Origin of the sequence: Vulcanisaeta distributa JCM 11217, assembly GCF_001316005.1 — an archaeon.
GTDB classification, from domain to species: Archaea; Thermoproteota; Thermoprotei; order Thermoproteales; family Thermocladiaceae; genus Vulcanisaeta; species Vulcanisaeta distributa_B.
This window is the reverse complement of record NZ_BBBJ01000002.1, coordinates 97,396-122,377: the sequence shown is the minus strand read 5'-3', so window position 1 is coordinate 122,377 and position 24,982 is coordinate 97,396. Positions and strand designations below refer to the sequence as shown.

The 24,982-nt window shown below is 44.8% G+C and carries 18 protein-coding genes and 12 pseudogenes; 6 read left to right on the top strand and 24 right to left on the bottom strand.

Annotation, left to right across the window (positions count from 1 at the left end):
* Nucleotides 1-12: 12 nt before the first annotated feature.
* The 8 genes and pseudogenes from JCM11217_RS02665 to JCM11217_RS02630 all read right to left on the bottom strand — a co-directional run bounded on the left by JCM11217_RS02665 (nucleotide 13) and on the right by JCM11217_RS02630 (nucleotide 6,432).
* Nucleotides 13-411, bottom strand: a complete 399-nt coding sequence (locus JCM11217_RS02665) for a hypothetical protein (RefSeq protein WP_054841969.1) — start codon at nucleotides 409-411, stop codon at nucleotides 13-15.
* A complete protein-coding gene (locus JCM11217_RS02660; RefSeq protein ID WP_054841968.1) occupies nucleotides 404-778 on the bottom strand; it encodes a hypothetical protein in 375 nt (124 codons plus the stop codon). The genes JCM11217_RS02665 and JCM11217_RS02660 overlap by 8 nt, the downstream gene beginning before the upstream one ends.
* A 69-nt stretch (nucleotides 779-847) precedes the next feature.
* Nucleotides 848-1,054 carry a hypothetical protein gene (locus JCM11217_RS02655; protein WP_054841967.1) on the bottom strand — a complete coding sequence of 69 codons (207 nt, stop codon included), beginning with the start codon at nucleotides 1,052-1,054 and terminating at the stop codon, nucleotides 848-850.
* A 162-nt stretch (nucleotides 1,055-1,216) separates the two neighbouring features.
* Nucleotides 1,217-2,408 (bottom strand): annotated as a pseudogene (gene nuoH, locus JCM11217_RS02650) (NADH-quinone oxidoreductase subunit NuoH).
* Between the two features lie 57 nt (nucleotides 2,409-2,465).
* Nucleotides 2,466-3,522 (bottom strand): annotated as a pseudogene (gene fen / locus JCM11217_RS02645) (flap endonuclease-1).
* Nucleotides 3,523-3,572: 50 nt separating this feature from the next.
* The gene (locus JCM11217_RS02640) at nucleotides 3,573-3,800 is read right to left on the bottom strand and encodes a hypothetical protein (RefSeq protein ID WP_054841966.1); all 228 of its coding nucleotides are present in this window, start codon (nucleotides 3,798-3,800) and stop codon (nucleotides 3,573-3,575) included.
* 51 nt (nucleotides 3,801-3,851) lie between these two features.
* A pseudogene (locus JCM11217_RS02635) lies at nucleotides 3,852-6,073 on the bottom strand (CDC48 family AAA ATPase).
* 80 nt (nucleotides 6,074-6,153) lie between these two features.
* Nucleotides 6,154-6,432 (bottom strand): elongation factor 1-beta, encoded by a 279-nt coding sequence (locus JCM11217_RS02630; RefSeq protein ID WP_054841965.1) that lies wholly within the window; start codon nucleotides 6,430-6,432, stop codon nucleotides 6,154-6,156.
* A 78-nt stretch (nucleotides 6,433-6,510) separates the two neighbouring features.
* On the opposite strand from JCM11217_RS02630, the gene JCM11217_RS13070 reads away from it, so the two are divergent.
* Genes JCM11217_RS13070 through JCM11217_RS13065 form a run of 3 tightly spaced genes read left to right on the top strand, consistent with a single transcriptional unit; the run spans nucleotide 6,511 to nucleotide 7,421 of the window.
* Nucleotides 6,511-6,690, top strand: a complete 180-nt coding sequence (locus tag JCM11217_RS13070) for a hypothetical protein (protein WP_243678119.1) — start codon at nucleotides 6,511-6,513, stop codon at nucleotides 6,688-6,690.
* Entirely contained in the window at nucleotides 6,644-7,258 is a 615-nt protein-coding gene (locus JCM11217_RS02625) for an MFS transporter (RefSeq protein WP_054841964.1), read from the top strand. Before JCM11217_RS13070 ends, JCM11217_RS02625 begins: the two co-directional genes overlap by 47 nt.
* The gene (locus JCM11217_RS13065; RefSeq protein ID WP_243678118.1) at nucleotides 7,248-7,421 is read left to right on the top strand and encodes a hypothetical protein; all 174 of its coding nucleotides are present in this window, start codon (nucleotides 7,248-7,250) and stop codon (nucleotides 7,419-7,421) included. Before JCM11217_RS02625 ends, JCM11217_RS13065 begins: the two co-directional genes overlap by 11 nt.
* Nucleotides 7,422-7,604: 183 nt before the next feature.
* On the opposite strand, the gene JCM11217_RS13060 is transcribed toward JCM11217_RS13065, so the two are convergent.
* Nucleotides 7,605-8,186, bottom strand: coding sequence for a class I tRNA ligase family protein (locus JCM11217_RS13060; protein WP_243678225.1), 582 nt, complete (start codon nucleotides 8,184-8,186; stop codon nucleotides 7,605-7,607).
* A gap of 180 nt (nucleotides 8,187-8,366) precedes the next feature.
* Nucleotides 8,367-9,957, bottom strand: a pseudogene (locus JCM11217_RS02620) (class I tRNA ligase family protein); the annotation flags it as partial.
* Nucleotides 9,958-10,218: 261 nt separating this feature from the next.
* Here JCM11217_RS02620 and JCM11217_RS13055 point away from each other — a divergent pair.
* A pseudogene (locus JCM11217_RS13055) lies at nucleotides 10,219-10,380 on the top strand (ACT domain-containing protein); the annotation flags it as partial.
* A gap of 340 nt (nucleotides 10,381-10,720) precedes the next feature.
* Here JCM11217_RS13055 and JCM11217_RS02610 read toward each other — a convergent pair.
* From JCM11217_RS02610 to JCM11217_RS02595, 4 genes and pseudogenes are all read right to left on the bottom strand, one after another.
* Nucleotides 10,721-11,863, bottom strand: a complete 1,143-nt coding sequence (locus tag JCM11217_RS02610; protein WP_243678117.1) for a TIGR00269 family protein — start codon at nucleotides 11,861-11,863, stop codon at nucleotides 10,721-10,723.
* A gap of 46 nt (nucleotides 11,864-11,909) precedes the next feature.
* A pseudogene (locus JCM11217_RS02605) lies at nucleotides 11,910-12,490 on the bottom strand (UbiX family flavin prenyltransferase).
* A gap of 150 nt (nucleotides 12,491-12,640) precedes the next feature.
* Nucleotides 12,641-12,854 (bottom strand): annotated as a pseudogene (locus JCM11217_RS02600) (ribbon-helix-helix domain-containing protein).
* Nucleotides 12,855-12,953: 99 nt separating this feature from the next.
* A pseudogene (locus tag JCM11217_RS02595) lies at nucleotides 12,954-14,393 on the bottom strand (V-type ATP synthase subunit B).
* 97 nt (nucleotides 14,394-14,490) lie between these two features.
* Here JCM11217_RS02595 and JCM11217_RS02590 point away from each other — a divergent pair.
* Together JCM11217_RS02590 and JCM11217_RS02585 are read left to right on the top strand one after the other, a co-directional pair.
* Nucleotides 14,491-15,338: pseudogene (locus JCM11217_RS02590) on the top strand (class I SAM-dependent methyltransferase family protein).
* Between the two features lie 41 nt (nucleotides 15,339-15,379).
* Entirely contained in the window at nucleotides 15,380-15,760 is a 381-nt protein-coding gene (locus JCM11217_RS02585; RefSeq protein WP_243678116.1) for a BlaI/MecI/CopY family transcriptional regulator, read from the top strand.
* A 20-nt stretch (nucleotides 15,761-15,780) separates the two neighbouring features.
* On the opposite strand, the gene JCM11217_RS02580 is transcribed toward JCM11217_RS02585, so the two are convergent.
* The 10 genes and pseudogenes from JCM11217_RS02580 to JCM11217_RS13040 form a co-directional block, all read right to left on the bottom strand.
* Nucleotides 15,781-16,254 (bottom strand): DUF2153 family protein, encoded by a 474-nt coding sequence (locus JCM11217_RS02580; protein WP_054841961.1) that lies wholly within the window; start codon nucleotides 16,252-16,254, stop codon nucleotides 15,781-15,783.
* Between the two features lie 58 nt (nucleotides 16,255-16,312).
* A complete protein-coding gene (locus tag JCM11217_RS02575; protein WP_243678115.1) occupies nucleotides 16,313-17,635 on the bottom strand; it encodes a DUF2070 family protein in 1,323 nt (440 codons plus the stop codon).
* A 23-nt stretch (nucleotides 17,636-17,658) separates the two neighbouring features.
* On the bottom strand, nucleotides 17,659-18,108 hold the full coding sequence (locus JCM11217_RS13050) for a hypothetical protein (RefSeq protein WP_243678114.1): 450 nt from the start codon (nucleotides 18,106-18,108) through the stop codon (nucleotides 17,659-17,661).
* Between the two features lie 35 nt (nucleotides 18,109-18,143).
* Complete coding sequence (gene meaB, locus JCM11217_RS02570; RefSeq protein WP_054841960.1) at nucleotides 18,144-19,466, bottom strand: methylmalonyl Co-A mutase-associated GTPase MeaB; 1,323 nt, start codon at nucleotides 19,464-19,466, stop codon at nucleotides 18,144-18,146.
* The gene (locus JCM11217_RS02565) at nucleotides 19,466-19,864 is read right to left on the bottom strand and encodes a cobalamin B12-binding domain-containing protein (protein ID WP_054841959.1); all 399 of its coding nucleotides are present in this window, start codon (nucleotides 19,862-19,864) and stop codon (nucleotides 19,466-19,468) included. Before JCM11217_RS02565 ends, meaB begins: the two co-directional genes overlap by 1 nt.
* 41 nt (nucleotides 19,865-19,905) lie before the next feature.
* Nucleotides 19,906-21,580 (bottom strand): annotated as a pseudogene (locus JCM11217_RS02560) (methylmalonyl-CoA mutase family protein).
* Between the two features lie 39 nt (nucleotides 21,581-21,619).
* Complete coding sequence (locus JCM11217_RS02555; protein WP_054842075.1) at nucleotides 21,620-22,228, bottom strand: cobalamin adenosyltransferase; 609 nt, start codon at nucleotides 22,226-22,228, stop codon at nucleotides 21,620-21,622.
* Nucleotides 22,229-22,277: 49 nt separating this feature from the next.
* Nucleotides 22,278-24,134 (bottom strand): annotated as a pseudogene (locus JCM11217_RS02550) (aldehyde ferredoxin oxidoreductase family protein).
* Between the two features lie 68 nt (nucleotides 24,135-24,202).
* The gene (locus JCM11217_RS13045; RefSeq protein WP_243678224.1) at nucleotides 24,203-24,532 is read right to left on the bottom strand and encodes an ABC transporter ATP-binding protein; all 330 of its coding nucleotides are present in this window, start codon (nucleotides 24,530-24,532) and stop codon (nucleotides 24,203-24,205) included.
* Between the two features lie 15 nt (nucleotides 24,533-24,547).
* Nucleotides 24,548-24,972, bottom strand: a pseudogene (locus tag JCM11217_RS13040) (ABC transporter ATP-binding protein); the annotation flags it as partial.
* Between the last annotated feature and the right edge of the window lie 10 nt (nucleotides 24,973-24,982).

Here is a 24,982-nt window from a genome sequence, read left to right as displayed (position 1 = left end):
GCTCGTTAATCATTAAATACGTCGGTTTTTTAAGCCTTTTGTTGCGTTTGTGAATTCCTCATTGATTGGTTTTAATTCCTGCTTTATTATGCGTATTTGCCTTCTTATCCTTCTTAGTTTCCTTATTGCCTTTGTTACCTCGGTTTTTGTGTATCCCCTTAGCTTCAGTTCCTTAATTAATTCGAGCATGCTCCTTTCCTGATTCTTTAGTTCTACGTATTTTAGGATTAATTGTCTCCTCTCAAGTTCCCTCAATTTCTCGTAATTCATCTGCTGCCCGGTCTCGATGCCTATTAGTCTCTTCTCTATTTCCCTAAGCCTATCCTCCTCACTAATTATGTCATTTAGCACCTTCTCATAATCTATTCCTCCCATGTACCTCCCATACCTACGTATTAACTCGTCAATCATTACCCATCAACCTCTTAATGATTCTTTGACCAACGTACTCCTCCTCAACCTCCTTAACATCATCACCAACCTCATCAAACTCATTAATAACTACGTCATCCATATTCTCAACCACCTCATCATTGCCATCATAAACCAGGTACCTCCTAGGATTTACGTACTTACTCAATGAGACACCGCTTAACCTTACTATCTCTATGACTGCGTCCTTGCTCAATAATCCATTGACATATAGCTTAATTGCCTCTTGGGCCGTCTTATACGATTTATCCTGAAGCCTTATTGATAACTCCCTTAGCTTAATCGGCCAATTTAATTGATAATCGAGTGCCTCCTGGATAATTCCCTTAACTCTTTTCTTAACCACGGGATTGTTGGTAATGCGTTATTAATTAGGTTATTAGTTAAGTTAGTGATGTAGTGTTTATCAATAGTTTTAAAGAAGTCCCTTCTCACGAAGGAACTCCCTGAATAAATCCGTCTTCGTCAGCATTGCCCAATCCTCCCTTGGCGTGCTTATGTACTTTTGGAACTCGAGCCAAAAGGCCATGTGCATTGGGTCGTACTTACTCTTCAATTTAACATGCTTTAGCAACGAACTAGAGTTCGCATACTCCTTACCGCATACGGGGCAGATGACCATTGTCTTGAGTCCTGGAAAGCCTCCTTATTAATTTAGTGGTTAGTCTAATTGTTAATGGATTGAGCTATTAATGAAGATGTTTTTAATGACTTAATGAGTATTTCCCTAAAATATTTCTATTATAATTAATTTTTAACCGAATATTATTTAAATTTAAAATAATTAGAAAACCTTAATTGCGAGGGAGAGTAGTAAGGCAGCCATTACTAACCCGAGTAATGATGACCAACTCATTCTCAGCGCCTGGTCAGGCCTGTACCTGCCGTATACGGATCTCGTGAATACCATTACCATCATTACTATGTATGTTTTTATACCAAACCATATTGCATATGATAAAGCCCCCCCAAGTGGTGGTATGTATGGTCCTGCCCAACCATCTAGGAACAATAGGACCATTAGCATGCTAAGTACATATAGTTTTTCATAGCTCATGGTCATGACTAGGCCGTAGACAATACCGCTATATTCAGTGTACGGCCCGAGTACTATCTCGGTATCAGCCTCGGGTATTTCGAAGGGGGAATCTTGAGGTTGCCATGAGCGTGGCTATTAGGAAGGCCAGGAAGGCCAGTGGGTTTGCTATTATACCCGGTAGGTGCGTTACCTGCCAATTAACTATCTTAAATGGGTCTGCAGTCCCGTAAATGAGGAGTATCGCAACGACTGATAGTATTAGGATCACCTCATAACCAGTGTAAAGCAGTGCCTCTCTTACGGTGCCTATGTACGTGAACCTATCATTACTGGCCCAGCCAATTAGTATTATGCCTACGTTGAATAGTGTCACCAGGGCTATCGCTATTAATACGTCATAGCCCGTATACACGCCGTAGATCCCATTAACAACGCTATTAGTCTGCATGGGCCCTATCGGTATAAAGAAGACGGGCAGTGTTGATAGTATAAATACTATCGCTGGCGCATAGATGAAGTAATTCTTATCAGCCTGTAGGGGAACTACGAATTCCTGAAACGTATACCTAAACAAATCGGCAAAAGGCTGTAGGAAACCGCCTATGCTTCTCGAAACCTCAAGGGGCCCAATCCTCCATTGCACCTTAGCCGTTAACTTTCTCTCGAACCATATTATGAATATTAGGGCTATCAGAACCGAGACAAGGCCCGGCACAAAGAGTAAATCGAAAATTGGTCTCCAGAGTATTAGGTGAACTATTATGTTTATCACAGGTACTTGATTCAGGAAGTTTATTATTGGCCATAGGAATGGTATGTTAACCTCAGGCCTTGTTAGTATGTATTGAATTATTGAATAAAGTAACTGAATCGCAGATGATACTATACTCGATACCCAACTAAGCGGTGAACTAATTATCGATAATACTGGCTTCATGTAAATACCCAGCATGGTTAAGGACCTTGATTATTTAAAGATTAACCCACCAATGGATTAGCCAAAGAATGAGTCAAGAGTTGACTCCCTCCTCTTACCCATGGCCTTCTTCAACCTCTCGATCGCGTTCCTAACTCTTTCCTCATTGAAATCATGTTCATGAACCAGGAACTCGATTATGCCCCCCTCTCATCGGGCTGCCCAAACTCTATTTTATAATTCGGATTATATGGCGGGTTTAAGAAATAGTCGCGTATCTTCAGTGGGTCCGTTGGGAATTGCGCATTCTTTAATGGGCCCTGAAGTAACTTCTCGAGATTACCAAACTCCTGAATTAGCCTAAGGGCTCTCTGCGGCCCAATACCCGGTACCCCATCAGGATTTAAGTCAGTCCCGAGGAGTATCGCCAAGTCTATTAACTGCGTCCTATCCCTAAGCTTCAACGCCTTAAGAACTTCATTGAGCTCTATTATCTCGGGCTTAATCTCGATATACTCATCCTTATTCGGCAACTTCCTACGCCCTGTTATGGCGAGGTTCCTAACAAGCTGGGCGCCCCCCCGAACAGTAATGAGTCATAGTCCTGGCTACCTGCAGCCCAGGCCTTGCCCTCCCTGGCTATCACGGCCGCCTGCGCCTCGCCATCAGCCATCGCCTGAACCACCGGTATGCCCATTAACCTCAGTAACTTCTTTGCATCCTCAACCATATCGTCAGTTAGGAATAACGCCCTCTGCGCGTACTTCCTAGCTTCCTCCTTCTTACCCTCCTCAAGCAACTTAACCCACTTATCCATGGCCTCCTCCCTAACCTTCCTCCTCCTCGCGATCTCCAGGGTCTTCTCCTCGGGTGGTTTACCATCAAATACGTATATAGGCCATATCCTATTCTCGAGGAAGTTTATTGTTCGATACAACAAACCACTTAAGTGGCTTGTTATTCTCCCCCCCTTGGAATCCATGAGTGGTGTGCCATCTGGCTGCCTAATCGATGCTAGGAATTGATAAAGAGCGTTATAAGCGTCTAGCGCCACTATCCTATTTGATAATTGCGTGAATTCTACGGTCTTTCTAACACTGTCTGGTATTAACTTACCAAGCTCAGTAACACCCATTTAGGTAACCCAATTAATATAGTAAGGGCTACCTTTATCTCTTTCCCTAATTAATCCTTAACGATTCTTATGTGGTACGTGGCTCCATCCTTCCTAACAACCTTTTGAACTATTATTAACCTACTGAGCTCAAGCCTCATTAGTGCCGTTAAGACCTCCTTCTCCGTAACATCCGGATACCAAGCTCTCAATGCCTGCATTAAGTCATTAAACCACATGTCGCCCTTATCCCTTATTAAGTCCATAATCAAAGCCTCAATGGGTACAGGTCTCCTCATATTTTCTTAACCAAGACTGCCCCTGATAAGGAATGTTTTATTTTTAATCCCTCACACATAGAGCGTTGGTGCCCTCTGCCTCTCACGTGTCAGCGTCTGCTTCATCCTCTCGTACCAAGCCTCATAGAACTTAATCATTTCAGGCGTTATTGATGGCTTAATCTTCTTCATGGCCTCAATGAAGTGCTTCATCGACACCTCACCAGCGCCATTTACCTCCCTCATAGCCAACAAACCTGCCTCCCTAGCCAAAAGCTCAATATCAGCGCCTGTGTACCCCCCTCAGTCATCTTCGCCAACTCCACCAAGTCGACATCCTTAGCGAGCGGCATATTCTTAGTATGTATTTTGAGTATTTCGAATCTAGCCCTGAGGTCTGGTGGTGGTACGTAGATTATCCTATCGAACCTACCAGGTCTAAGCAATGCCGGATCAACAATGTCGGGCCTATTTGTTGCCGCTATCACAACCACATTATCAAGCCTCGACACACCATCCATCTCAGCCAACAACTGAGCTACTATTCTATCCATTGCAGGTGAATCCTCCGCATAACCCCCCCTTGCTGGTGCTATTGCGTCTATTTCGTCGAAGAATATTACGCATGGTGCTGCCATTCTGGCTTTCTTGAATATTTCTCTGATTGCCCTCTCGCTTTCTCCAAACCACTTACTCAGTATCTCAGGCCCACGAACAGCAATGAAATTAGCATTCGACTCAGTAGCCACAGCCTTAGCCAAAAGCGTCTTACCAGTACCAGGAGGACCAAACAACAAAATACCCTTAGGAGGCTTAATGCCCATCTTCCTAAACCTCTCCGGGTACTTCAATGGCCATTCAATGGCCTCCCTAAGCTCCTGCTTAACCTCCTCAAGGCCACCAATATCACTCCACCTAACCTTCGGAATCTCAATGTGGATCTCCCTAAGCGCACTTGGCACAATCTCCCTCATGGCCTCCAGGAAGTCGTTCATCGTGACCTTAATCTTCTCAAGATCCTTCCTAATCTCCTCATCCTCCTTATTAACATCCAAAACACCCGACTGAAGCGCCTTCCTCAGGGCCCTCATTGCAGCCTCCCTGGCCAAAGCTGCAATATCTGCGCCGGTGTAGCCATAGGTTATTTCGGCAAGCTTCCTCAAGTCAACGTCCTTAGCAAGGGGCATATTCCTTGTATGTACCTGGAGTATTTCGTACCTACCCTCGGTATCCGGTGGGTTAATCCAGATCTCTCTGTCGAATCTTCCTGGTCTTCTTAGTGCTGGGTCTACGGCTTCTGGTCTGTTTGTTGCTCCGATTACGATTACTTGACCTCTCTCCTGAAGACCATCCATGAGCGTTAATAATTGCGCCACTATCCTCTTCTCAACTTCACCAGTTACTTCTTCTCTCTTTGGTGCTATGGCATCAATCTCATCAATAAAGATTATGGCAGGAGCATTCTTCTTAGCCTCCTCAAAAATCTCCCTCAACTTAGCCTCGGATTCCCCCCCGTAGTACTTTGAGACAATTTCAGGCCCGTTAATGGCTATGAAGTAGGCGTTGGTCTCAGTCGCAACCGCCTTAGCCAAAAGAGTCTTACCAGTACCAGGAGGACCGATTAGGAGGACACCTTTAGGAGGCTCAATACCAAGGTACTCAAAGATCTCTGGATGCTTAAGTGGTAATTCAACGAGTTCCCTAATCTTCTCCTTAGCCTCCTTTAAATCGCCAATGTCCTCCCAGGTAACCCTCGGTATGTTCACGTTCTCTACGGGCTTCTCATAGATCACTAGGTTAGTATCTTCATCGATTATCACCGGCGTATCGTTTGGTTTAGCCTGCACTACCTGAAACGTTAATGGTTGTCCAAGCACCTGTATCTGCACTAGGTCGCCCTCCATTAGCACGTAATCCCTAAGCTTCTGCTTTGTGTATTGAACAAAGTTCTGATCAACGCTTATCGTCATGTTAACAGGCGCTAACTTAACGGTGTTAGCCCTCTTCGCCTCAACCTTCTTAACCCTAACCTTCTGGTCAATCTCCACGTTTGCGTTCTTCCTAATAATGGCGTTCATCCTAATGATACCCTTACCCTCATCCTCAGGAAGTCCATACCAAACCTTAGCCGCAGTCCTCCTCTTACCCTCAATGAGCAGTATCATGCCAGGCTCAATACCGTAGTTCCTCATGACCTCAGGATCAACCCTAACAATCGGTCTCTGCGCATCCCTCTGCTTCGCCTCCTTCACTATCAATTCAATCCACTCATCAGCATGACTACCCTCCATCATACTCCTACACCCTATTACTCCGTGGAATTAAAAAACTTATTGCGTTATTAGTTTTCACTGACCTGTATTTAATTCAGGCATTAAAAGCCCAGCCTAGTGAAGTACTCAAGCTCAATACTACCAACTCCCTCAATACCACTTAGTATGTTCTCAACCTCATCGCTTGAGTGCTCCTCAGATTCCTCAGGCATCCTTATGTAGACCCTGAGCGCCTTAATGCCGAAGCCTATGTCCTCCTCCTCAACCTTATCAACCTTATACTTAGGCTCAAGCGCCTTCTTTATCTCGCTCTTTAATATTTCGTAATTAATGTCTGATTTGCTCGGTGTTATTCTGTAAACGAGGTATACCTCCGCCATAGCATTGGCGTGGTAAAATTAAGCATTTATTAACCCTTCTATGGACGGTAATATGAATGGAGAGGGGGACTGGCAATAGTGCTGATAGCATCGCTAGCCTTTTTCTCCGTTGTACTCGTGAGGTTCTCCATACCATCACTACTACCATACCTAATAGGGCTAAATGGCATTAACACAGTGATGGGGGGGTTTAATAGTCTCATCGCTTTGGGTGGGTTACACGATTTTCCAGGTAATCGGTGGTTTAATGGTCGATAGGTATGGATATAACATTGTGATTTATGTTTTAATATTAATCTCAATAATTAATGCTCTTTACCCAGTTATTATTGATCAATACTACCTATTGTTGGTTATTCAGTTTGTTATGGGTTCGTTACTCGCAGTGACCTATGTGGCCTTAATAAGCATGGTTTTATCAAACTATAGTAGGGGAGGTCTTGGCGCTGGTATTTACCAGAGCATGTTTTTCCTGGCATCATCAATCTCGATAATGGTGTCACCACTATTATTCTCGACAAATACATTTGCGCCGTTCATCACCTTCTCAATCATAGTCATCTTATCAGCAATACTAGTGACTAGGGTTCCAAGGAGCGGTAGGGTTAGTAGTACCATTTACATAGGCCCTGGTGACCTTAGGATATTGGGTATGGGCTTCATTAGGCTGTCCTCGGGCTTCTCATACCTCGGCTTCCTCAGTTGGTCAACTTACTACGTTGTTCACGTACTTAAGGTTTCACCATCGCTTAGCGGCTTCTATGCCTTCCTGGCGTCCATAATGGGGGTCTATTGGTGCGGTGATTGGTGGGTACATGGGCGATAAGGTGGGGTATGCATTGCCGAGTATCTTATCCTCATTACTGTTGGCGATTATAGTCTCGGTTATACCTAGGCTATCAATTATATACCTGCTGGCCTTCCTAATGTTACTTCTGGGCTTCTTCTACGGCTTCTATGCAGCACCCTCAATAGCAATATCAAGCTAGCACCGAACATTGGAGCAGCCAGTGGATTCCTCAATTTCATGAGTCAATTAGGTGGTTCAGTATCACCATACGTAATTGGTTTTCTACTTCAATATTACAACTTCCCAGAAACACTACTAATTATAGGTATTACATCAATGGTATTAGTAATTATCGGGGCGGCGCTACTATTTTATCGAAAAATTACTTAACAAGGTATACTGGCAATGACTCATCCAATACTTCGTAGTTTCCAACAGGCTTTCCGAACTTAATCTCCCTAATCTTATGCATAGCCTTTAGCTCAATCTCCAGGGGCTTAAGGACCTCGGGTGCGTATATGACTCCCTCAATGGGCTCATTAAGGCTTAAACCAGCCTTATTCTTATACGTCCATATTGCCCTGTTGAATTCCATGAATGGCTCAAGCATATTAAGGTATTCCTTATTGTCGAATCTTGGGTCTGGATCCTCAATTAACTGCCTATGTATCGACTCGCCGTATAAGCTCCTCCATATTTGATCCGTCACAAAGGGCATTATGGGCGCAAGAAGCTTAAGCACCGTCTTTAGGACCTTATACAAAGTGAACCAGGCACCTCTTTGCTGCCTCTCCGTGAATAGGCCATCCCTATTATAGGCCCTTGACTTAACGGCCTCGAGGTAATGATCAGCAAAGACATGCCATGCGAAGTCATAAAGCGTGTTGGCAGGTACGTAAACATCGAACTCATTATACGCATTTAAAGAGTCCCTGACAACCTCATTCAACTTAGCCAGTATCATTAGGTCAAGGGGTGTTAATTCATAGTTGTCATTAACCTCGGGGAATGACGAAACGAACCTAGCAATATTCCATAACTTAACCGCGAAGTCGTGACCCGTCCTTATCAATTGCTCACTATACCTATAATCACTACCGAGTTTTGCGGACGCCGCAGCCCAGAACCTCGCCGCATCCGCGCCGTACTTCTCCACAGGTGGTATTGGATCTATTATATTGCCCTTGGATTTATGCATGGCCTCACCCTTCTCGTCAAGTCCCATACCGCTTATCCTTACATACTTGAAGGGTGGCTTTCCATAGAGTAGGTATGCCCTAACCACAGAGTAGTATAGCCAAGTCCTAATTATGTCATAGCCCTGAGGCCTAAGTATGCTGTGTGGGTAGACTTTCTCAAAGACCCTTATATTAGGCTTGGTATAACCCGTGGCGTAAATCCAGGATATTGATGAATCAAACCAGGTATCCAACACCCTATCCTCACCCACCAACTTACCGCTTGGGCACTGCTCCTTAACCTCAGGTGGTGGATCATCCTTCCACGGCCTATAGTACTTACCTGGCTTTGGAACAATGGGCTTTGCATTACCCTCCTCATCAATGCAGTACCAAATCGGTATTTCAGTGCCGTAGTACCTACGCCTCGATATTGGCCAGTCGAATTCAAGGGACTTAATCCAATCAATTAGTGTTTGTGCATACTCAGGTGGTTTAATAATCATCTCATTCTGCACAAGCCTTACTAATTCATCCTTAAACTGAAGCTGCTTTAGGAAGTACTCCTTAGTCACTATTATCTCTATCGGCGTCTTACACCTCCAGCAAATTGGTATTGTGTGCCTAAGAGGCTCCCTCTTAACGAGCAGGCCAGCTCCTGGAGGTCCTTAATTATCACTTCCCTAGCCTCCCTAACATTCAGCCCCCCCTATACTTGCCAGCTAACTCATTTAATGTACCGTCTGGATTAACCACGATCTTCATGGGTAGTTTCAACTCATTAACAACCATCAAATCCCTGGTATCGCCAAACGTGCTTATCATTTCAAGGCCCGTGCCAAAGTCAGGCTTAACCGATGGATGCGCCACAATGGGAACCTCCTGGTTTAACGGAGGAACAATGGCGTGCAGGCCCTCCAATCTCTTATACCTACTATCACCTGGATTGAAGGCGACGGCCACCGTGGCCGGTAATAACTCAGGCCTTGTGGTCGCTATGATTATGTCCTCACCCGTCTCCTTAACCCTAAACTTAATGTAGTTTAGGTATGAGTCCTCCTCCCTATACTCAACCTCAGCCTCAGCTAATGCGGTCCTGCACCTTGGACACCATAGTGTTGGCCTACTTGTCTCATAAATCAAGCCCTTATTCCATAGGTTAATGAATGTCTCCTGCGTAACTCTCCTGTACTCCTCACTGTCCGTGCCATTCCTCCAGTAACTGAAGGAACCGCCCCCCCAACGCCTAAATATACTCACGAACTCACCCTCATATTCATCAAGGAACCTCCTGCACAGCTCGAGGAATTTCTCCCTGGGCACTTCATACATGTTTATGCCATACGTTTTCTCCACCTGAACCTCAACAGGCAATCCATTCCTATCGGCATAGAATGGGAATATCACGTTGTAACCCCTCATCCTGAAGAACCTGGCAATCATATCAATCTGTGCATAATGCGCTATGCCGCCTATGTGGGGTCTCCCTGATGGGTATGGCGGTGGCGTATCAATTACTAGTGTTGGTCTCTTCTCGTCAATATTGATATCAAACAAGCCCTCCTCCTCCCACTTCCTTAACAACTCTATCTCCTTTGAAATGTCCCATCTCTTCTCCTGAAGCTTGGTTTAAACTCCATACCAATAGAGGTCCCAACACCTAACTTCAGAGCACCTTTAAAAGATAACTCATCCATGTTGCGCAATAATACGTGAACCAACGTTGGATATATCTCGTGAATTACATAGCAAATAAGTTTTTAAACCATGGCTTCTTGGGGGGGGTTGCTTGTGGAGGTATTGTATAGGGACTTTGCAATGTCATTTGAGGGTAAGGACAAGGTACTTGGCGAATTCCTAATTAAGTTCACCGCAGATAAGCCGGGAATACTCGCTGCCCTATCCAACGTCTTCGCTGATCACGGAATAAACATACTCAACATATCAGTCAATAGGACACAATTACTCCTGCACTTCGTTGTTGACCTCACAAACATGGACACATCATTAAATGACCTGGAGAAGGAATTGAAGAAATTCTCCTTCGTTGAGTGGGTTAGGTATAGGATTGTTGAGAAGGAGGCCTTTATGGTACCGTCAATGATAATGCCCACCTTCAGGGATAAGCAAGTGCTGGTGGTGGAACTTGAGAGGGTTAAGGACTTATTAACAAACCCTGAGTTTAGGAGGATAGTTAGGGACCTTGGAGCCTACGATGCTTCACTCCTACGTAATAGCAATCTCGGTGAGCTAATTAAGATTGGGCAGTTCAGGGGGGGGTTAGGCAAGGTCGTATTAATTGAAAGGAATGGAACCATTACTATAAGGTCCTGTTCCGAATTGAATGATAAGCACGTAATGGAGGAATTAATGATTGAGTACTACACGGGATTCCTATCACAGATCCTAAAGAGTAATGTTGAGGCCGTGGGTAAGAGCTACGAGGGGGGGATTGCGTATCTATAAGTTTCAGAGTCCTTAAATGATTCAGGTACTTCTCCAATAAACCTGCCCTATTCATTAATTCACAAACCCTGCACACATCGCTTGATGTTGGTTCACCACAGTACCTACACCTCTTTAGTGGCACATTCACAGCCTTCTCACCCATTAGGTTTGCTAGTGAATCGCCGAAGGATACCAGGGAATACTTAATATTTGGGTTATCCCTCTCCCAGCGGGCAAGTGTGAACTTAAGCTCATACCTAGGGTTACTATATACGAAGGGGGGGCACTCAAGCTCCATTAGCGGTATCCCGTGATAATAGGCATATATCGCGATCTCCTCCTCCCTAACGAAGCGAAGGGGCTTAATCCTTGGTATGAAACCCTCCCTATCCACCTCCGGCCTTGGGCCGAACCACGCAAACCTATCTAAGTCATTGCTAAGTACGTTAAGTAATACTGTCTGAGCTTCATCATCCAGGTTGTGCCCAGTGGCTATCTTCGTTAGACCGAGTTGACGACCAATTATGTTCATTGCCCTACGCCTTAACACGCCATCTATTGTGCACATGTGCACATTAATACCCCCCCTGGACCATAGGCCATGCGCCACGTCACTGGCGGTTACACCGAATAACTCCTTGAAGGTGTATACCCTATAGGGTATGTTGAATTCCTCACTCAATTTCTGCACATAATCAACCCTAGCCATCCTATAAAAACAGCTATAGGGATGACCCTCATTAATGCTAAACGCTATTAACTCAACATCCCTAGGTATCTTGCCCTGCCTCCTAAACTTACCCAGTAGGTACATTAGGGTCAGGCTATCCTTACCACCACTTATCGCGATACCAACCTTATCACCATCACTTATTAATCGATACCTCCTAATAGTCCAAAGCACAGTATCCTCAATAGACTTAAACAGGCAGTTGAGACAAAGCCTCTCACCACTGGATACCCTATAGTAGTTTGCTGGTCTCCTGCCGCACCTCGTGCACATTGGAACATCCATAATCCTATTGATACCGTTTTAACAAACCCATTCTTAAATTACTATGCTACTCACTGGGGTAGCCGCTCCATCTCCTGTAAAGGTCATTCTCAATACCCAGTAGGTCAAGGACCCTACCAACTATGAAGTTCACCATATCATCAATAGTCCTCGGCCTATTATAAAACGCGGGGGGGCTGCGGGCATTACAATGGCGCCGGCCAACGTGACCAATTCCATGTTCTTAATATGTATTAAATTGAGCGGCGTTTCTCTAATTACTAAGATTAACTTTCTCCGTTCTTTCAGCGCCACATCGGCCGCCCTAGTGATTAGGTTATCTGTTATTCCATGGGCTATGGATGCCAAGGTCTTCATCGAGCAGGGAATGATTACCATACCATCATGCTTAAACGAACCGCTGGCTATTGGTGCGTCTAATTCATTTTCGTCATAGCTTCTGTCGGCGAATTTTGATAATGATGCTTTATCAAGCCCAACCTCGTACTTTAATATGCCAATTGCTGTATTACTCACAATGAGATGTATCTCTGAGTCTGTTGCGTATTTCTTAACCATCTCCAGAAACCTAACGCCATAAATAACGCCGCTTGCCCCCCCTGTTATGCCCACTATTATTCTCCTCACATCATTATTAAGGAGAGCCTATAAATAACGTTAATGTCTAAGTGTATTAACTATGTATAATATATACTCTTATATAAAATTATTTTAAAAGAAGTAATTGATCGTTGCATTTTATTATTTTTATTGATCTCACTACGGTCATACTTATCATTACCTACCAGGTAATAATATTAGATCCTCCACATTCTGCGTCTTGCTTCTCGAATTCTCCCTATAGAGCAAGTCCCTTATTGCTATTCTAATTGCCTCGCTCCTGCTGGGGGAATATTCCCTGCTTCACGAATTCATCTAGCTCCTCAAGCATTTGCTTGGGTATGTGCACGCTTATCAGCACCATCTTTTCCTTCGCCTTAGTCTTTGGCATGGAGAATTAGATAATTACAGGATTTATTAAGATTCTCTGCCGTGAACTATGTAAGTATCTTCGATCGAAGGAATTAACATTATTTACAAAGTGCTAATTTTATGCGCCCACGTCCTTTATGGACTCAAATATTGAACGCCTATAATACCTCTTGGATATGTCGGGTGGTACGTTCGTTAATTCATCCTCAGGTAATATACTAATAACATCCCAAGCAATATCGAGTGTCTGCTCAAAGGTTCTCCTCTCGTAATAGCCCTGGTTGATGAATTTACGCTCAAACTGCTCAGCAAACCTAAGGTACCTCCTCTCACGCCAGCTCAGGTTGGTCTCACCAACGAGTAGGGCTAGGTTCCTAACGTCCAACGCCCTTGAGTAGCAGCAATTAATTGGTTAGCCACGTACTTATGGTCATCCCTCGTCTTACCCTCACCAACCGCGTCCTTCATGAGCCTCGATAGGCTCATTATCACATCAAACGGTGGGTAAATGCCCTTACCCCATAGTGACCTACTAAGCACTAATTGACCCTCAGTTATGTAGCCGGTCAGGTCTGGTATTGGGTGTGTTATGTCGTCGTGAGGCATCGTGAGTATTGGGAACTGGGTAATACTACCCTTCTTACCCTTAGCCCTGCCAGTCCTCTCATAAATAGTCGCGAAGTCCGTGTACATGTAACCTGGGTAACCACGCCTACCAGGCAATTCACCCTTTGATGATGACAACTCCCTAAGAGCCTCTGCGTAGTTTGTCATGTCCGTTAGTATGACGAGTACGTGGTAATCCCTGTACCATGCCAGGTACTCAGCGATTGTTAATGCAGTCCTTGGTGTTAATATCCTCTCCGCAATTGGGTCACTAGCCAGGTTTAAAACCATGACCAACCTCCTCAATGCACCGGTCCTTCTAAACTCATTAAGGAAGAATAGAGCCTCCTCAGACTTAAGGCCCATTGCCGCGAAGATTATTGCGAACTCCTCCTCATGACCCCCCCTAACCGTTGCCTGCCTAGCGACTTGGGCAGCAAGCATGTTATGCGGAAGCCCCCCCGTGCCACTGAATATAGGTAACTTCTGACCCCTAACCATGGTGTTTAACCCATCAATTGCGCTGACACCAGTCTCTATTGGTTCCTCAGGGTACTCCCTGGCATATGGATTGAGTGGTTCGCCATTTATGTCCAGGTACTCCTCAGCAGGCGGTAGTGGCAATCCATCCCTAGGCTGCCCCCCCTTACCATCGAGTACCCTACCCAGTAAATCCTCACTAACTGGTATCCTAAGGGTCCTCCCATAAAACCTCACAGTACTGCCCTTGGCCGGCAAACCAAGCGTGCCGGTTAGTACCTGGGCAACTGCGTAATTATCACCAACCTCAACTACCTGAACCATCCTCGGCTCACCATCAGGCCCAGTAACCTCACCAATCTCGTTATAGGCGACGCCCCCTAGTCTTCTCGATAACAATCAATGGGCCCTTAACCTCCCTAACCGTACTGTAAGACACAATGCCTGGTACAGACTCTATGATCTTGCTCATCGATTTACAGAGTTTTACAGCACTTATTAATTTTTATTCTACACGGGCACCGCGGACTAAATCAAATTTAAGTGCACCCACACTTCATCATTAGGTAGTGCCAACACTTAAGGAGGTTGTTAAGCCATTAATACCTAGGGAGCTTTGGGACAAAATACCAAGGAGTTTCGACATAGTTGGCTCTAGGTCTGGCGCGATTGCCATTATTGAAATACCACCTGAGCTTGAGAGTTACAAGTTCGTGATAGGTGAGGCAATAATCAAGTTGAATAAGCATGTTAAAACCGTGCTTAGGAGAATTGGGGGGGCTAGGGAGGGCGAGTTTAGGCTGTATAGGTATGAAGCCCTGGTTCCTGGACCTACGGAGGTTATTCATAAAGAGGGCAACTACCTAATTAAGGTGGATCCCACTAAGGCTTACTTCTCACCTAGGGATCAGGGTGATAGGGAGGATATTGCTAGGCAGGTACGGCCTAATGAGGTTATTTTATACCCATTTGCTGGTGTCGGTCCTTACGCAATCGCCATTTTAAAGGCGCAACCATTGGTTAGGTTGGTGATTGCCATTGAGCTTAATGAGCATGCCTACTACTACATGCTTGATAATATTAAGTTAAATAGGCTTGAGGGTAAGGTATTACCACTGCTTGGTGATGCTGCAAGGCTAATGGGTTATTCCACGACGTTGATAGGGTTATACTAACACTTCCCTTGGGCGCCCATAGGTTCCTTAAGCAATCATTAATGTGTGTTAAAGATGGCGGTATTATACATTTCTATCACCTAGGTACTGAGGAGAATCCCTACGGCGAGGCTGAGAGCTTGGTTAAGAGTTATTGTGGCGAATTGGGTTATGAGTGTAACGTTATTAATAGGAGGATTGTTAGAGATTATGCTCCATATGTGTATAAGGTTAGGCTAGATATTAAAGTTGGTAAGTTTTAGACCTGTGTGTTAGGTTTATAAAACTACACGTGTAAATCCACATGATGGAGCAAAGTGAGCGCAGAAGAAGGCTTCTACTGATGATTGGACCACTTGAGGCTGAGGTTATTGGCATACTTAATGAGCTTAAGGAGGCTACGGCAATGACGATTTGGGAGGAGTTGACGAGGAGGGGGGGTAGGAAGACTGCCTACACCACGGTGCTCACGGTATTGAGCAGATTATACACCAGGGGGGGATTTATTAATAAGCGTGAGAAGGTTATTAATAACGTTAGGCAGTTCGTCTATGAATTATCAATACCGTATGAGGTTAAGAGTGAGATAATTAGGGAGCATATTGGTTTAATAATTAAGATGTTTGGTAAGGACGCTATTCAGATAATTAGGGATTATTTAAATGAAATTAGCGAGAAAAAATAAGGGAAATGGTATTAATTTGATTACATGAACCTCGGTACCTCACCCTGCTCTCCCTGCTGACCCCCCCTCTGCGGCACAATACCCCCCCTCTGCTCAATATAGAGCCTTAGTATGTCTGGTATCTCATTCTCATTCTCCATTTTCTTGAGTATATCCACGTACTTGCTCGTATGGTCTATATCGAGCTTTACGAACTCAATTGCTATATCCCTAAGCCTCTCCTCCAACTCCTTTAGCATGTCTATAGGCATTATCGATGTTATCATTGGGTTGTTTAACCAGGACTCGAAGTCCTTGAGCGTCCTTTCTATGTAGTATAGCATTGCCTGTGCTGAAAGTAATAGTGATAACCTATCCTGGGTCACTATGTAGTCGCCGTACTTCTGCAGTTCATCCATGAACTTCTTCTGATCCTTAACCCAATTCTCAAGTCTGGTTATTAATCCAACTATGTGAGCCCTTATTGCCTGCCTTTTTAGATCCTCGGAACCCATATCCCTTCCTGATTAATCACGTAGACCTCTCTATTAAACCTTTTGTATTTATTAAGTATTAAAGAATACCGAGTATTATTCCTAGGATCATCATCGTTAGTATCGGCAGTATTATCAATACTGTGAAGTGCTTCTTCCAATCCATAGTGCCCCTCTCAGCAGCCCTCACCATGTTATTAAATGAATCACCTATCAACCTAACACCCTCAACAATGACTGGGTAATACTTCACATGGGTTATTGCCAGGTTACCGAGGCAATGCTTAACACTTCTCCTTACATTTCTCATTATTAATTCATGGCTTATCGAATCACCAACGATCTTATACCCCCCCCTACTTCTCGTGAACCTGGCAATGCCCGTGTACTGGTGATTATCCGTGGTTAGGACCTCGACAATATCAAAAATACCCTTAAACTCATTGATTATTGCATCAGCCAATTCCCTCCTTAGATTATTACCATCAAATATAACCAGCAGGACTTTTTTACCATTTATATCTAAGCCCCCCCATGTTATTAAGCCATTATCACCAATCTCAAACTGTATTGGTCCAAAGGCGTGCTTAGGTACGTGATTTACACATGATCTTACTTCGAGCCTTTGGTCTTCCAATTCCCCCCCAATCTTACTTAGTAACGATGCTAGTTCGTTAATGTCGTCCTCGTCCCACGTATTATCATCTGAATAATAATTTTGAGCATCAACTAATATTACATTATCCCAATTGAGCTTTACTCTCTTTTTCAATTCCTCATAAACATTAAGAGGAATATCGTCACTGGACTTGATAAGTCGACTAACAATCACGAGTGACCGCTCACAAAGTGGTATATGCGTTACCCTAAAGTTACGACTTTGTATCTGAATGGGCATCTTTCCAATGCACTCATCACTTACGTAATGTCCACTTAAATACTCCCTAACCTTACTAGCCACCGCCCTAACCACTCTACGCACATCAATCCTCGTCGCCGGATCCAGCTCATGACTACCAACACCATGCATATAAACCACTGGGTCGACATAGCGACTTAACTCGTTAACAAGGTCGCTAATTAAATAGCCACCGCCTACCTTGGCTATTGGACCGGCATGCAGCTCAGGTATTGTGACTGTATAGACATTATTGTCGTGATTAAGCATGAATAGGTGCACCTTAACGTCTTTAATCACAGACCTCTTGCTCAATTCCCTCTCAAATGGCTCTGAGTACTCGAAGAGGGCCGTATATAAGTATGAACTAAATAACCTAAGTATATCAACGCCTCCATATGATGCCTCGAACTTAAAAATTACGTAGTAAATAAATAGGAAGGAGAATGTGTAAAATGCCAGGTCTAAAATCACGTATTTCAGAGGGCTTATTGTGCCGATCATGAGGAATGAAATTAATTGTATGATTAATATGCTCGGCAGGGTATACAGTGGTATAGTATGTACTTTTTCATGGAGTTTCCGTTATGTTCAAGGCCCCCCCTTAACACCATTATCATGGCACTTAATGGTAAGACGAATGATAATGCGCCAAAACCAACCACAAACTTATGAGTAACCAATGTTATTAGTAAGTCGACTATAACTGCAAGCGCGGTACTAAATAGCGATAGCGTTGTACCAAAGCCCCTATATGATTGTATGGAGACCATAGCCCTAAGGGTTATAAGCACTGATAGGAACATCACACCGTAAATAATTAACGACTTAAGGTACGTAATTATTGTTTCACGTACGTATAGACTCATTAAGTAGGGAACTATTATTGTGAGTAATATTAATGAATACTTTACTGAATCCCCCCCTCCTCTAAACACGATTGTGTAGCCACGCTCAAATGACCTACTCTTTTTCACGCAAGCTGAACCTGCACCTCTAGATTATTTAAAGATCACTCATTGAAAGCCTTACGCTGAACTAACTCAAGGAGAACACCATTAAGGCTCTTTGGGTGTATGAACGTGACTATACCCTCAGCGCCTTTACTTGGTTTACCAGTAAGTGTAAGACCTGCCTCCTGAACCCTCTTAATGAACTCATCCAAGTCATCAACCTCAAGGGCTATGTGATGAATGCCCTCACCCCCCCTACTCTCCAGGAACTTAGCCACTGTGGAACTTGGATTAAGTGGTTCAAGTAATTCAATCCTAGTATTACCAAGCCACACCATCACGACTTTAACCCCCCCCTGCTCCTCAACAATTACAGGGTCACTAACCTTAAGCCCCCCCAATCTCCTGAACTTCTCAACAGCGCTGTTGAGGTCTTTAACCGCAATGGCCACATGGTCAAGCCTTGGCATCTCCATACTTAATAACCTCCTTGCGGCTTCCTGAGGTGATAATTTGCCATTAATAACTTCATTCTCAAGCTCCTTACTTTCAATAAGCTTTTTCTCAAGTAGGTCATATGCGTAAAGCCTCATTTCAAGTAACCTCCTGCTAGTTAGGGTTTCATTCAATTTACCATTATTAATCAACTCCCTGAACCTATCATCAATCAACCTAAGCAACTCATCAACTCCATAACCATATAAACCGGACACCTTAACCACGGTAGGTCTCCAGGAATCACCCTTAACCTCCCTCATCATGTCAACCATAGCTAATAAATCCCTATATGTCGATTCAGATGCTTGGTTATCGGACTTTGAAACGACGTATATATCCCCAATCTCCATAAGACCACTCTTAAGCGCTTGAATTTCATCACCAGAGAGTGGTGGTACTAGGACGAGTATTGTGTCAGCCACATACTTAACATCGGTATCGGACTGCCCAGCACCGACAGTCTCGATGAGTATGTAATCCGCACCGGCATACTCAAGTATGTTCACCGCAGCTATTGTTGCATAATTAAGCCCACCACGAATACCCCCCCTGGTAGCCATACTCCTAATGTATATATTAGGTCTTGAGGTAAGCTCCTGCATCCTAATTCTATTACCCATGAAGGAGCCACCGGTGAATGGGCTTGAGGGATCTATCGTTAAAATGGCTATCCTCTTATCCTGGGGTATTTTCCTAGCCATTGCGTAAATTAACGTGCTCTTACCTGAGCCTGGAGGCCCCCCCGTTATGCCGATTACGTGACTCCTACGTTGAATACTTAGCGGTAATTCAACGCCATCCTCAGCTAACGTAATTAACCTAGCTATGGCCGATTTATCCCAATTTCGCGCCCTCTCGATTAACTCGTTAATACCTGCACTCATTATGCCACACCCACGAGTTTCTTTACGATCTCTATTATCTCCTTAAGTGGTGTGCCTGGTCCATAAACACCCGCAACACCCATTTTCAGTAATGCATCCCTATCCTCAGGAGGTATTATTCCACCAACAAGCACGGGTATATTCAAACCCCCCCTCTCCCTCATAATCCTCATTAACTCACCCACAAGCTCCATGTGCGAGCCCGACAATATGCTAATACCTATTAACTTCGCATCCTCCTGAATCGCAGTCTCAACGACCTGGCTAGGCGTCTGCCTAATACCCGTGTAAACAACCTCAAAGCCTGCCTCAGCCAAGGCCCTGGCGATGACCTTAGCACCCCCCCTATCATGCCCATCAAGACCAAGTTTGGCGATGATTATCTTGGGCTTAGGCATACCTCATCACTAGACGTGAATCATGCCCTAAAAATCTTTCCTTAGTAAATGGACGGTGGTTTATACTCACCCCCCCAGACGTCACGTAATACGCCCGATATCTCGCCAACGGTTGCCTTAGCCTTAACCGCATTTAGTATGTACGGGAACACATTCTCATCATCCCTATCAGCCGCCCTCCTCAACTCATTGAGTGCCCTCTCCCAGGCCTCCTTATCACGGTTCTCCCTAACCTCCCTGACACGCCTAATGCTCCTCTCCCTAGACACTGGGTCGACCTTATGAAGCTCTATGTGGAGTTCCTCCTCCTCCCTAAACATGTTGACTCCAATCACGGCTATTTTACCCTCCTCAACCATCTTCTGATACTGATACGCGGACTCGGCAATAGCCTCTGTGGGTAGCCAATCTCCACGGCCTTTGTCATACCGCCAAGCCTGTCAATATAATCAATTATTTTCATGACTTCTTCCTCTATCGTGTCCGTAAGCCACTCAATGTAGTACGAACCACCTAACGGATCTATTGAATCAATAACTCCGCTTTCATACGCAATTACCTGCTGAACCCTTAACGCAAGCTTCACGGACTTCTCCGTAGGCAATGCCAATGCCTCGTCATAGGCATTAACATGGAGTGATTGGGCACCACCGAGTACTGCAGCTAATGCCTGTATCGTCGTCCTAATGATGTTAACCTCGGGCTGTTGAGCCGTTAATGCAGCCCCCGATGTTTGTACATGGAACTTAAGCTTCATGGACTCAAGCTTTTTGGCTCCAAACCTCTCCTTCATAATCCTTGCATAGAGCCTACGGGCAGCCCTAAACTTCGCAATCTCCTCGAAGAGATTCGTTGTTGCTGCAAAGAAGAAGGATAGGCCTGGTGCGAAGTCGTCAACGTTCATTTTCCACCTATTTATAACCCAATTAGTGTACTCAATGGCGTCGGCCAACGTGAAGGCGAGTTCTTGAACCGCCGTGGCGCCCGCCTCCCTAAAGTGATAACCACTGATGCTTATTGGGTGCCACTTGGGTAGGTTCTTAGAGGTGTAGGCTATTATGTCCGTTGTATACCTCATTGAGTGAAGCGGCGGATAGATGTATAGGTTCCTCGCTATGAACTCCTTGAGTATGTCATTCTGAATAGTACCATCAAGCACCGCCTTATCAATACCCCCCCTACTCTCAGCAACCGTTATGTACATGGACAGTATCTCCGCCGCCGTGGCGTTTATCGTGAACGACGTGGTTATTTTACCGATGTCAATACCATCAAAGAGTATGGACATGGAAACTACTTCAGGAATTGAAACACCGACCTTACCAACCTCAGGATATGCAAGCTCATGGTCAGGATCGAGGCCCAACTGTGTCGGTAAGTCAAAGGCAACACTCAGGCCTGTCTGTCCCTGCGATATGAGGAACTTATACCTCCTATTCGTATCCTCAGGCGAACCAAAGCCTGAGTACTCCCTGAACGTCCAAAGCCTCGACCTATACATGCTTGGGTATATACCCTAGTAAATGGGTACTCGCCAGGGAATCCCAATCTTTCCAGGTAATCACCCTTAATATCCAGTGGCGTGTATAGTGGTTTTACCTCAATCCCGAATGACGTTGCGAACTTCCTCCATTCAGGTAATTTCTTAAGAGTTGGTAATAGGAATTCTCTAACCCACTCATCATACTTTTCCTTAATCCTATCCGTACTCTCCATTAATAATTTACAAATAATTATTAGCTAATAAATCTGTCTTTATCCCGTGGCATTACTTAGTAAGTAATTCATAGCATCATCGACCGACCTAAACACATGACCACCCAGGCAATACATGGCCTGGGCAATTAATTTATCGGCATGGTTCATAACACCGATTATGTTAACTGATAATGGGTAATCATCAAGCATTGACGCAGCAATCCTACCGCATTCCCTCAATTTGACCCTCATGGTGTCAAGGGCCTGGAGCTCAGGCGTAGTGGCTATTATCCAGCCAAGAGGTCCCTTGAATCCACGGCATAATTCAGCAATTTTAGACATTAATAGTTCCTCCACGTTTCTAACCCTGGCCAGCCTCTCATCACTACCCTGAACCAGGTAAGCGTTTAGCTGCATGGATAAGGCCATGACCATAGCCGCAATCCTACCAACGTCATTACTACTAAAGTTAAGTCTGACGTTGTTCGCGGTATTTGATAATTCATCTAAACAACCCATGAGATTTATTGGCGCTGAGTCCTTACGTACCCTAACCCTCTTACCAAACAATGGTATGACACTATAGCCACTATCGCCAGGGCACTTAATGCTATCATCAACCTCTTTACAATCCGCAAACAAAGGTAAGCGGCACTCATTACTCATTGCCACAAATCACATATAATCATTATATAAACTTAATTCGTTATTAAATTCAATTAAGGTTAACCCTAGACTCGAGCTGCGGAATAACAAAATCAAGTCCTAAACGCTTCAAGGTATCCCTCCTCGGTATGCCCCCCCTCTCATCCCAACCCCCCCTTAATTCGTAATACCAACTAAGCATTTTCTGGTAGCCATCATAATCAAGCTTAGCACCCTTAAGCGGACCCTTACTTAGCGGTCTCTTAAACCACTTAGCAGGTGGTGTGTCGTAAGCCCTATCCCAATGACCATACTCCCTAATCCAAAACGCCCTAATTAGTGTATAAATCCTATTATTTATTGTACTTAGTATCTCCATGTTCATGTCCATTCCCGTGGCAGCCTTAAATAGGCGGAAGTACCAATCAAGCTCAAGCCCAACCTCAACCCATGGGAACCTACACGTAACAATAGTCTCGAATAGGCCGCCCCTAATATCCTGCATCTCAATGAGCTTCTCAACCTTCTCCCTGGTATAGTCAAACCTACCCCCTCTGAACCTCCCAGGATATTAACCAGGCATCCTTATGATGAGCGCCAATGGGGGGGCTTGTGGAGAATGCGAGCGCCATCAGGCGCTGCATGGCAATCATAAGCACTTATCTCGAGACCCTTAACATGCATTGCGAATTCCGTGGCCTCGGGCCCCCCCAACTCCATCGATGCAGCCCTAACGCCCTTACCAAGTAACCTACCTAGTTCCGTTCTTTGCAGCGCTATGTCCATGGCAACCTCAGCAGCCCTCTTATAATCACCCCACTCAATCTTATCCTTAAGAAGGCCCTTTTCCGAGGCCTCCATTGCAAAGCCCAGCGTGGAACCTAGCTTATCGTGTCCATGCCCATCATATCCGCAATCCTATTTAGGTGAGCCACCTTCGCCAAATCACCAATACCGAGGTTACTACCAAGCATTGCAATATTCTCATAATCAAGCTCCGCAAGTTCACCCTCAGCGTCCTTAACCACGTGACCACACGCCATGATGCACTGCGGGCAAGACCTCGTCATGACCTTACTCCTCTCAACTGCAAAGCCGCCTATTTTTTCGTATTCATCGAATTGACCCTCAGTATAGTTATACGTAGGTAACACACTGGCCTCCTGAGCCCACTCCACAGTTGATGTGGTGCCCTGCCTCATCCAGAATGGGTAATTAGGTTTGGACTTCGTAGCCACTATGGCATCAACGCCTATCTTCCTAAGTGCTGGATCTGCAACCTTAACATCGCCATGGCCCCCCCTCATGACCACGGCCTTCAGGTTCTTACTACCCATGACGGCGCCGATACCGGGCCTACCACCACTACGACCCTTCTGCGCAACAATGGTTGCAAATCTCACGAGCCTCTCACCAGCGGGTCCTATTAGTACCATGCCAACGTCGCTGCCATGAATTCTCTTCAACCTATCCTCTGTGGTGAAGGAGTCAAGACCCCCCATAAATCCTCCGCACTATTAAAATCGACCCTAAACTCATCGCCCTTATTCTCGATGTATAGGTACGTAGGTCTCTCTGCCTTACCCTCGATTATTATCATGTCAAGGCCTGCCCTCCTCATGTGAATGGCAAGCCATGAGCCGATGTTTCCATCACCATAACCGCCAGTTAATGGGCTCTTGGCGGCTACGAGTAACTTACCGCTGTTGGGTATTGGTAATGCCGTTAATGGGCCGACTGCTAATATTAGCTTATTTAATGGACTTAATGGGTCAGCACCCGGTGGTAACTCGTCCCATAAGGTCTTGATTGCGAAGCCCCTACCGCCAATGTAATTCTGGGCGAGTAATGGATCGAGCGATTGAACAACGAATTTTCTCTTAGATAAATCAATCCTTAATATGCGCCCACCCCCCCATCCAAACATAACGGCGATTACCTAGGACAACGCATTAAATAAATTTTTCTTAGTGATCTAAAATGAAATGAACATAACTAATGATGGGATTTTCCGAAGTCGTCACGAACATAGACAAGTCTATGCCCATCCACGTCAAAAACCTCCACATCAACGCCATATAATTCACTTAAAACCTTACCGTTGATTATGTCATCTGGGGCTCCCATCGCCATAACCTCACCATCCTTCAACGCCACAACCCAATCACTGGCCAACGCCAGGTCAATATCATGACCAGCAGCTATCACCGTAACCCTCCTCTCATTAACGATCCTCCTCAACGTATGGATAACCCTATACTTATTACCGAGGTCCAGGTTTGACGTTGGTTCATCTATCAATAGTAATGGAGCCTTCGAAGCCAACGCCCTTGCTATCAAAACAAGCCTCTTCTGACCAGTGCTCAATTCATCAAACATCCTATTCGCAATGCCATCTATGCCCAGGTACTTAAGTGCGGCAATCGCTTCATCCTACTTACCCAACCACTACCATTTCGTGAACTCATAACCACATCGAGTACTGTTAACGCCATTTGCGAGTAAATCTCAGCTGGCGAGTACGATACATACCTCGGTAAGTCCCTAATCGATACCTCACTAATGCTCTTGCCATCAATGTAGACATAACCGCCAAAGAGCCTCGCATACTTTATTATGGCTCTAAGCAACGTGGTTTTTCCAGACCCATTTGGCCCAAGTATCGTTGTTAGGCTTGACGTTGGTATATTAAGCGCGATATCCCTAATGATCGGCTCCTCATAACCAATCCTGGCATTCACGAATCTAACCACGTAATCACCCATTACGACCACC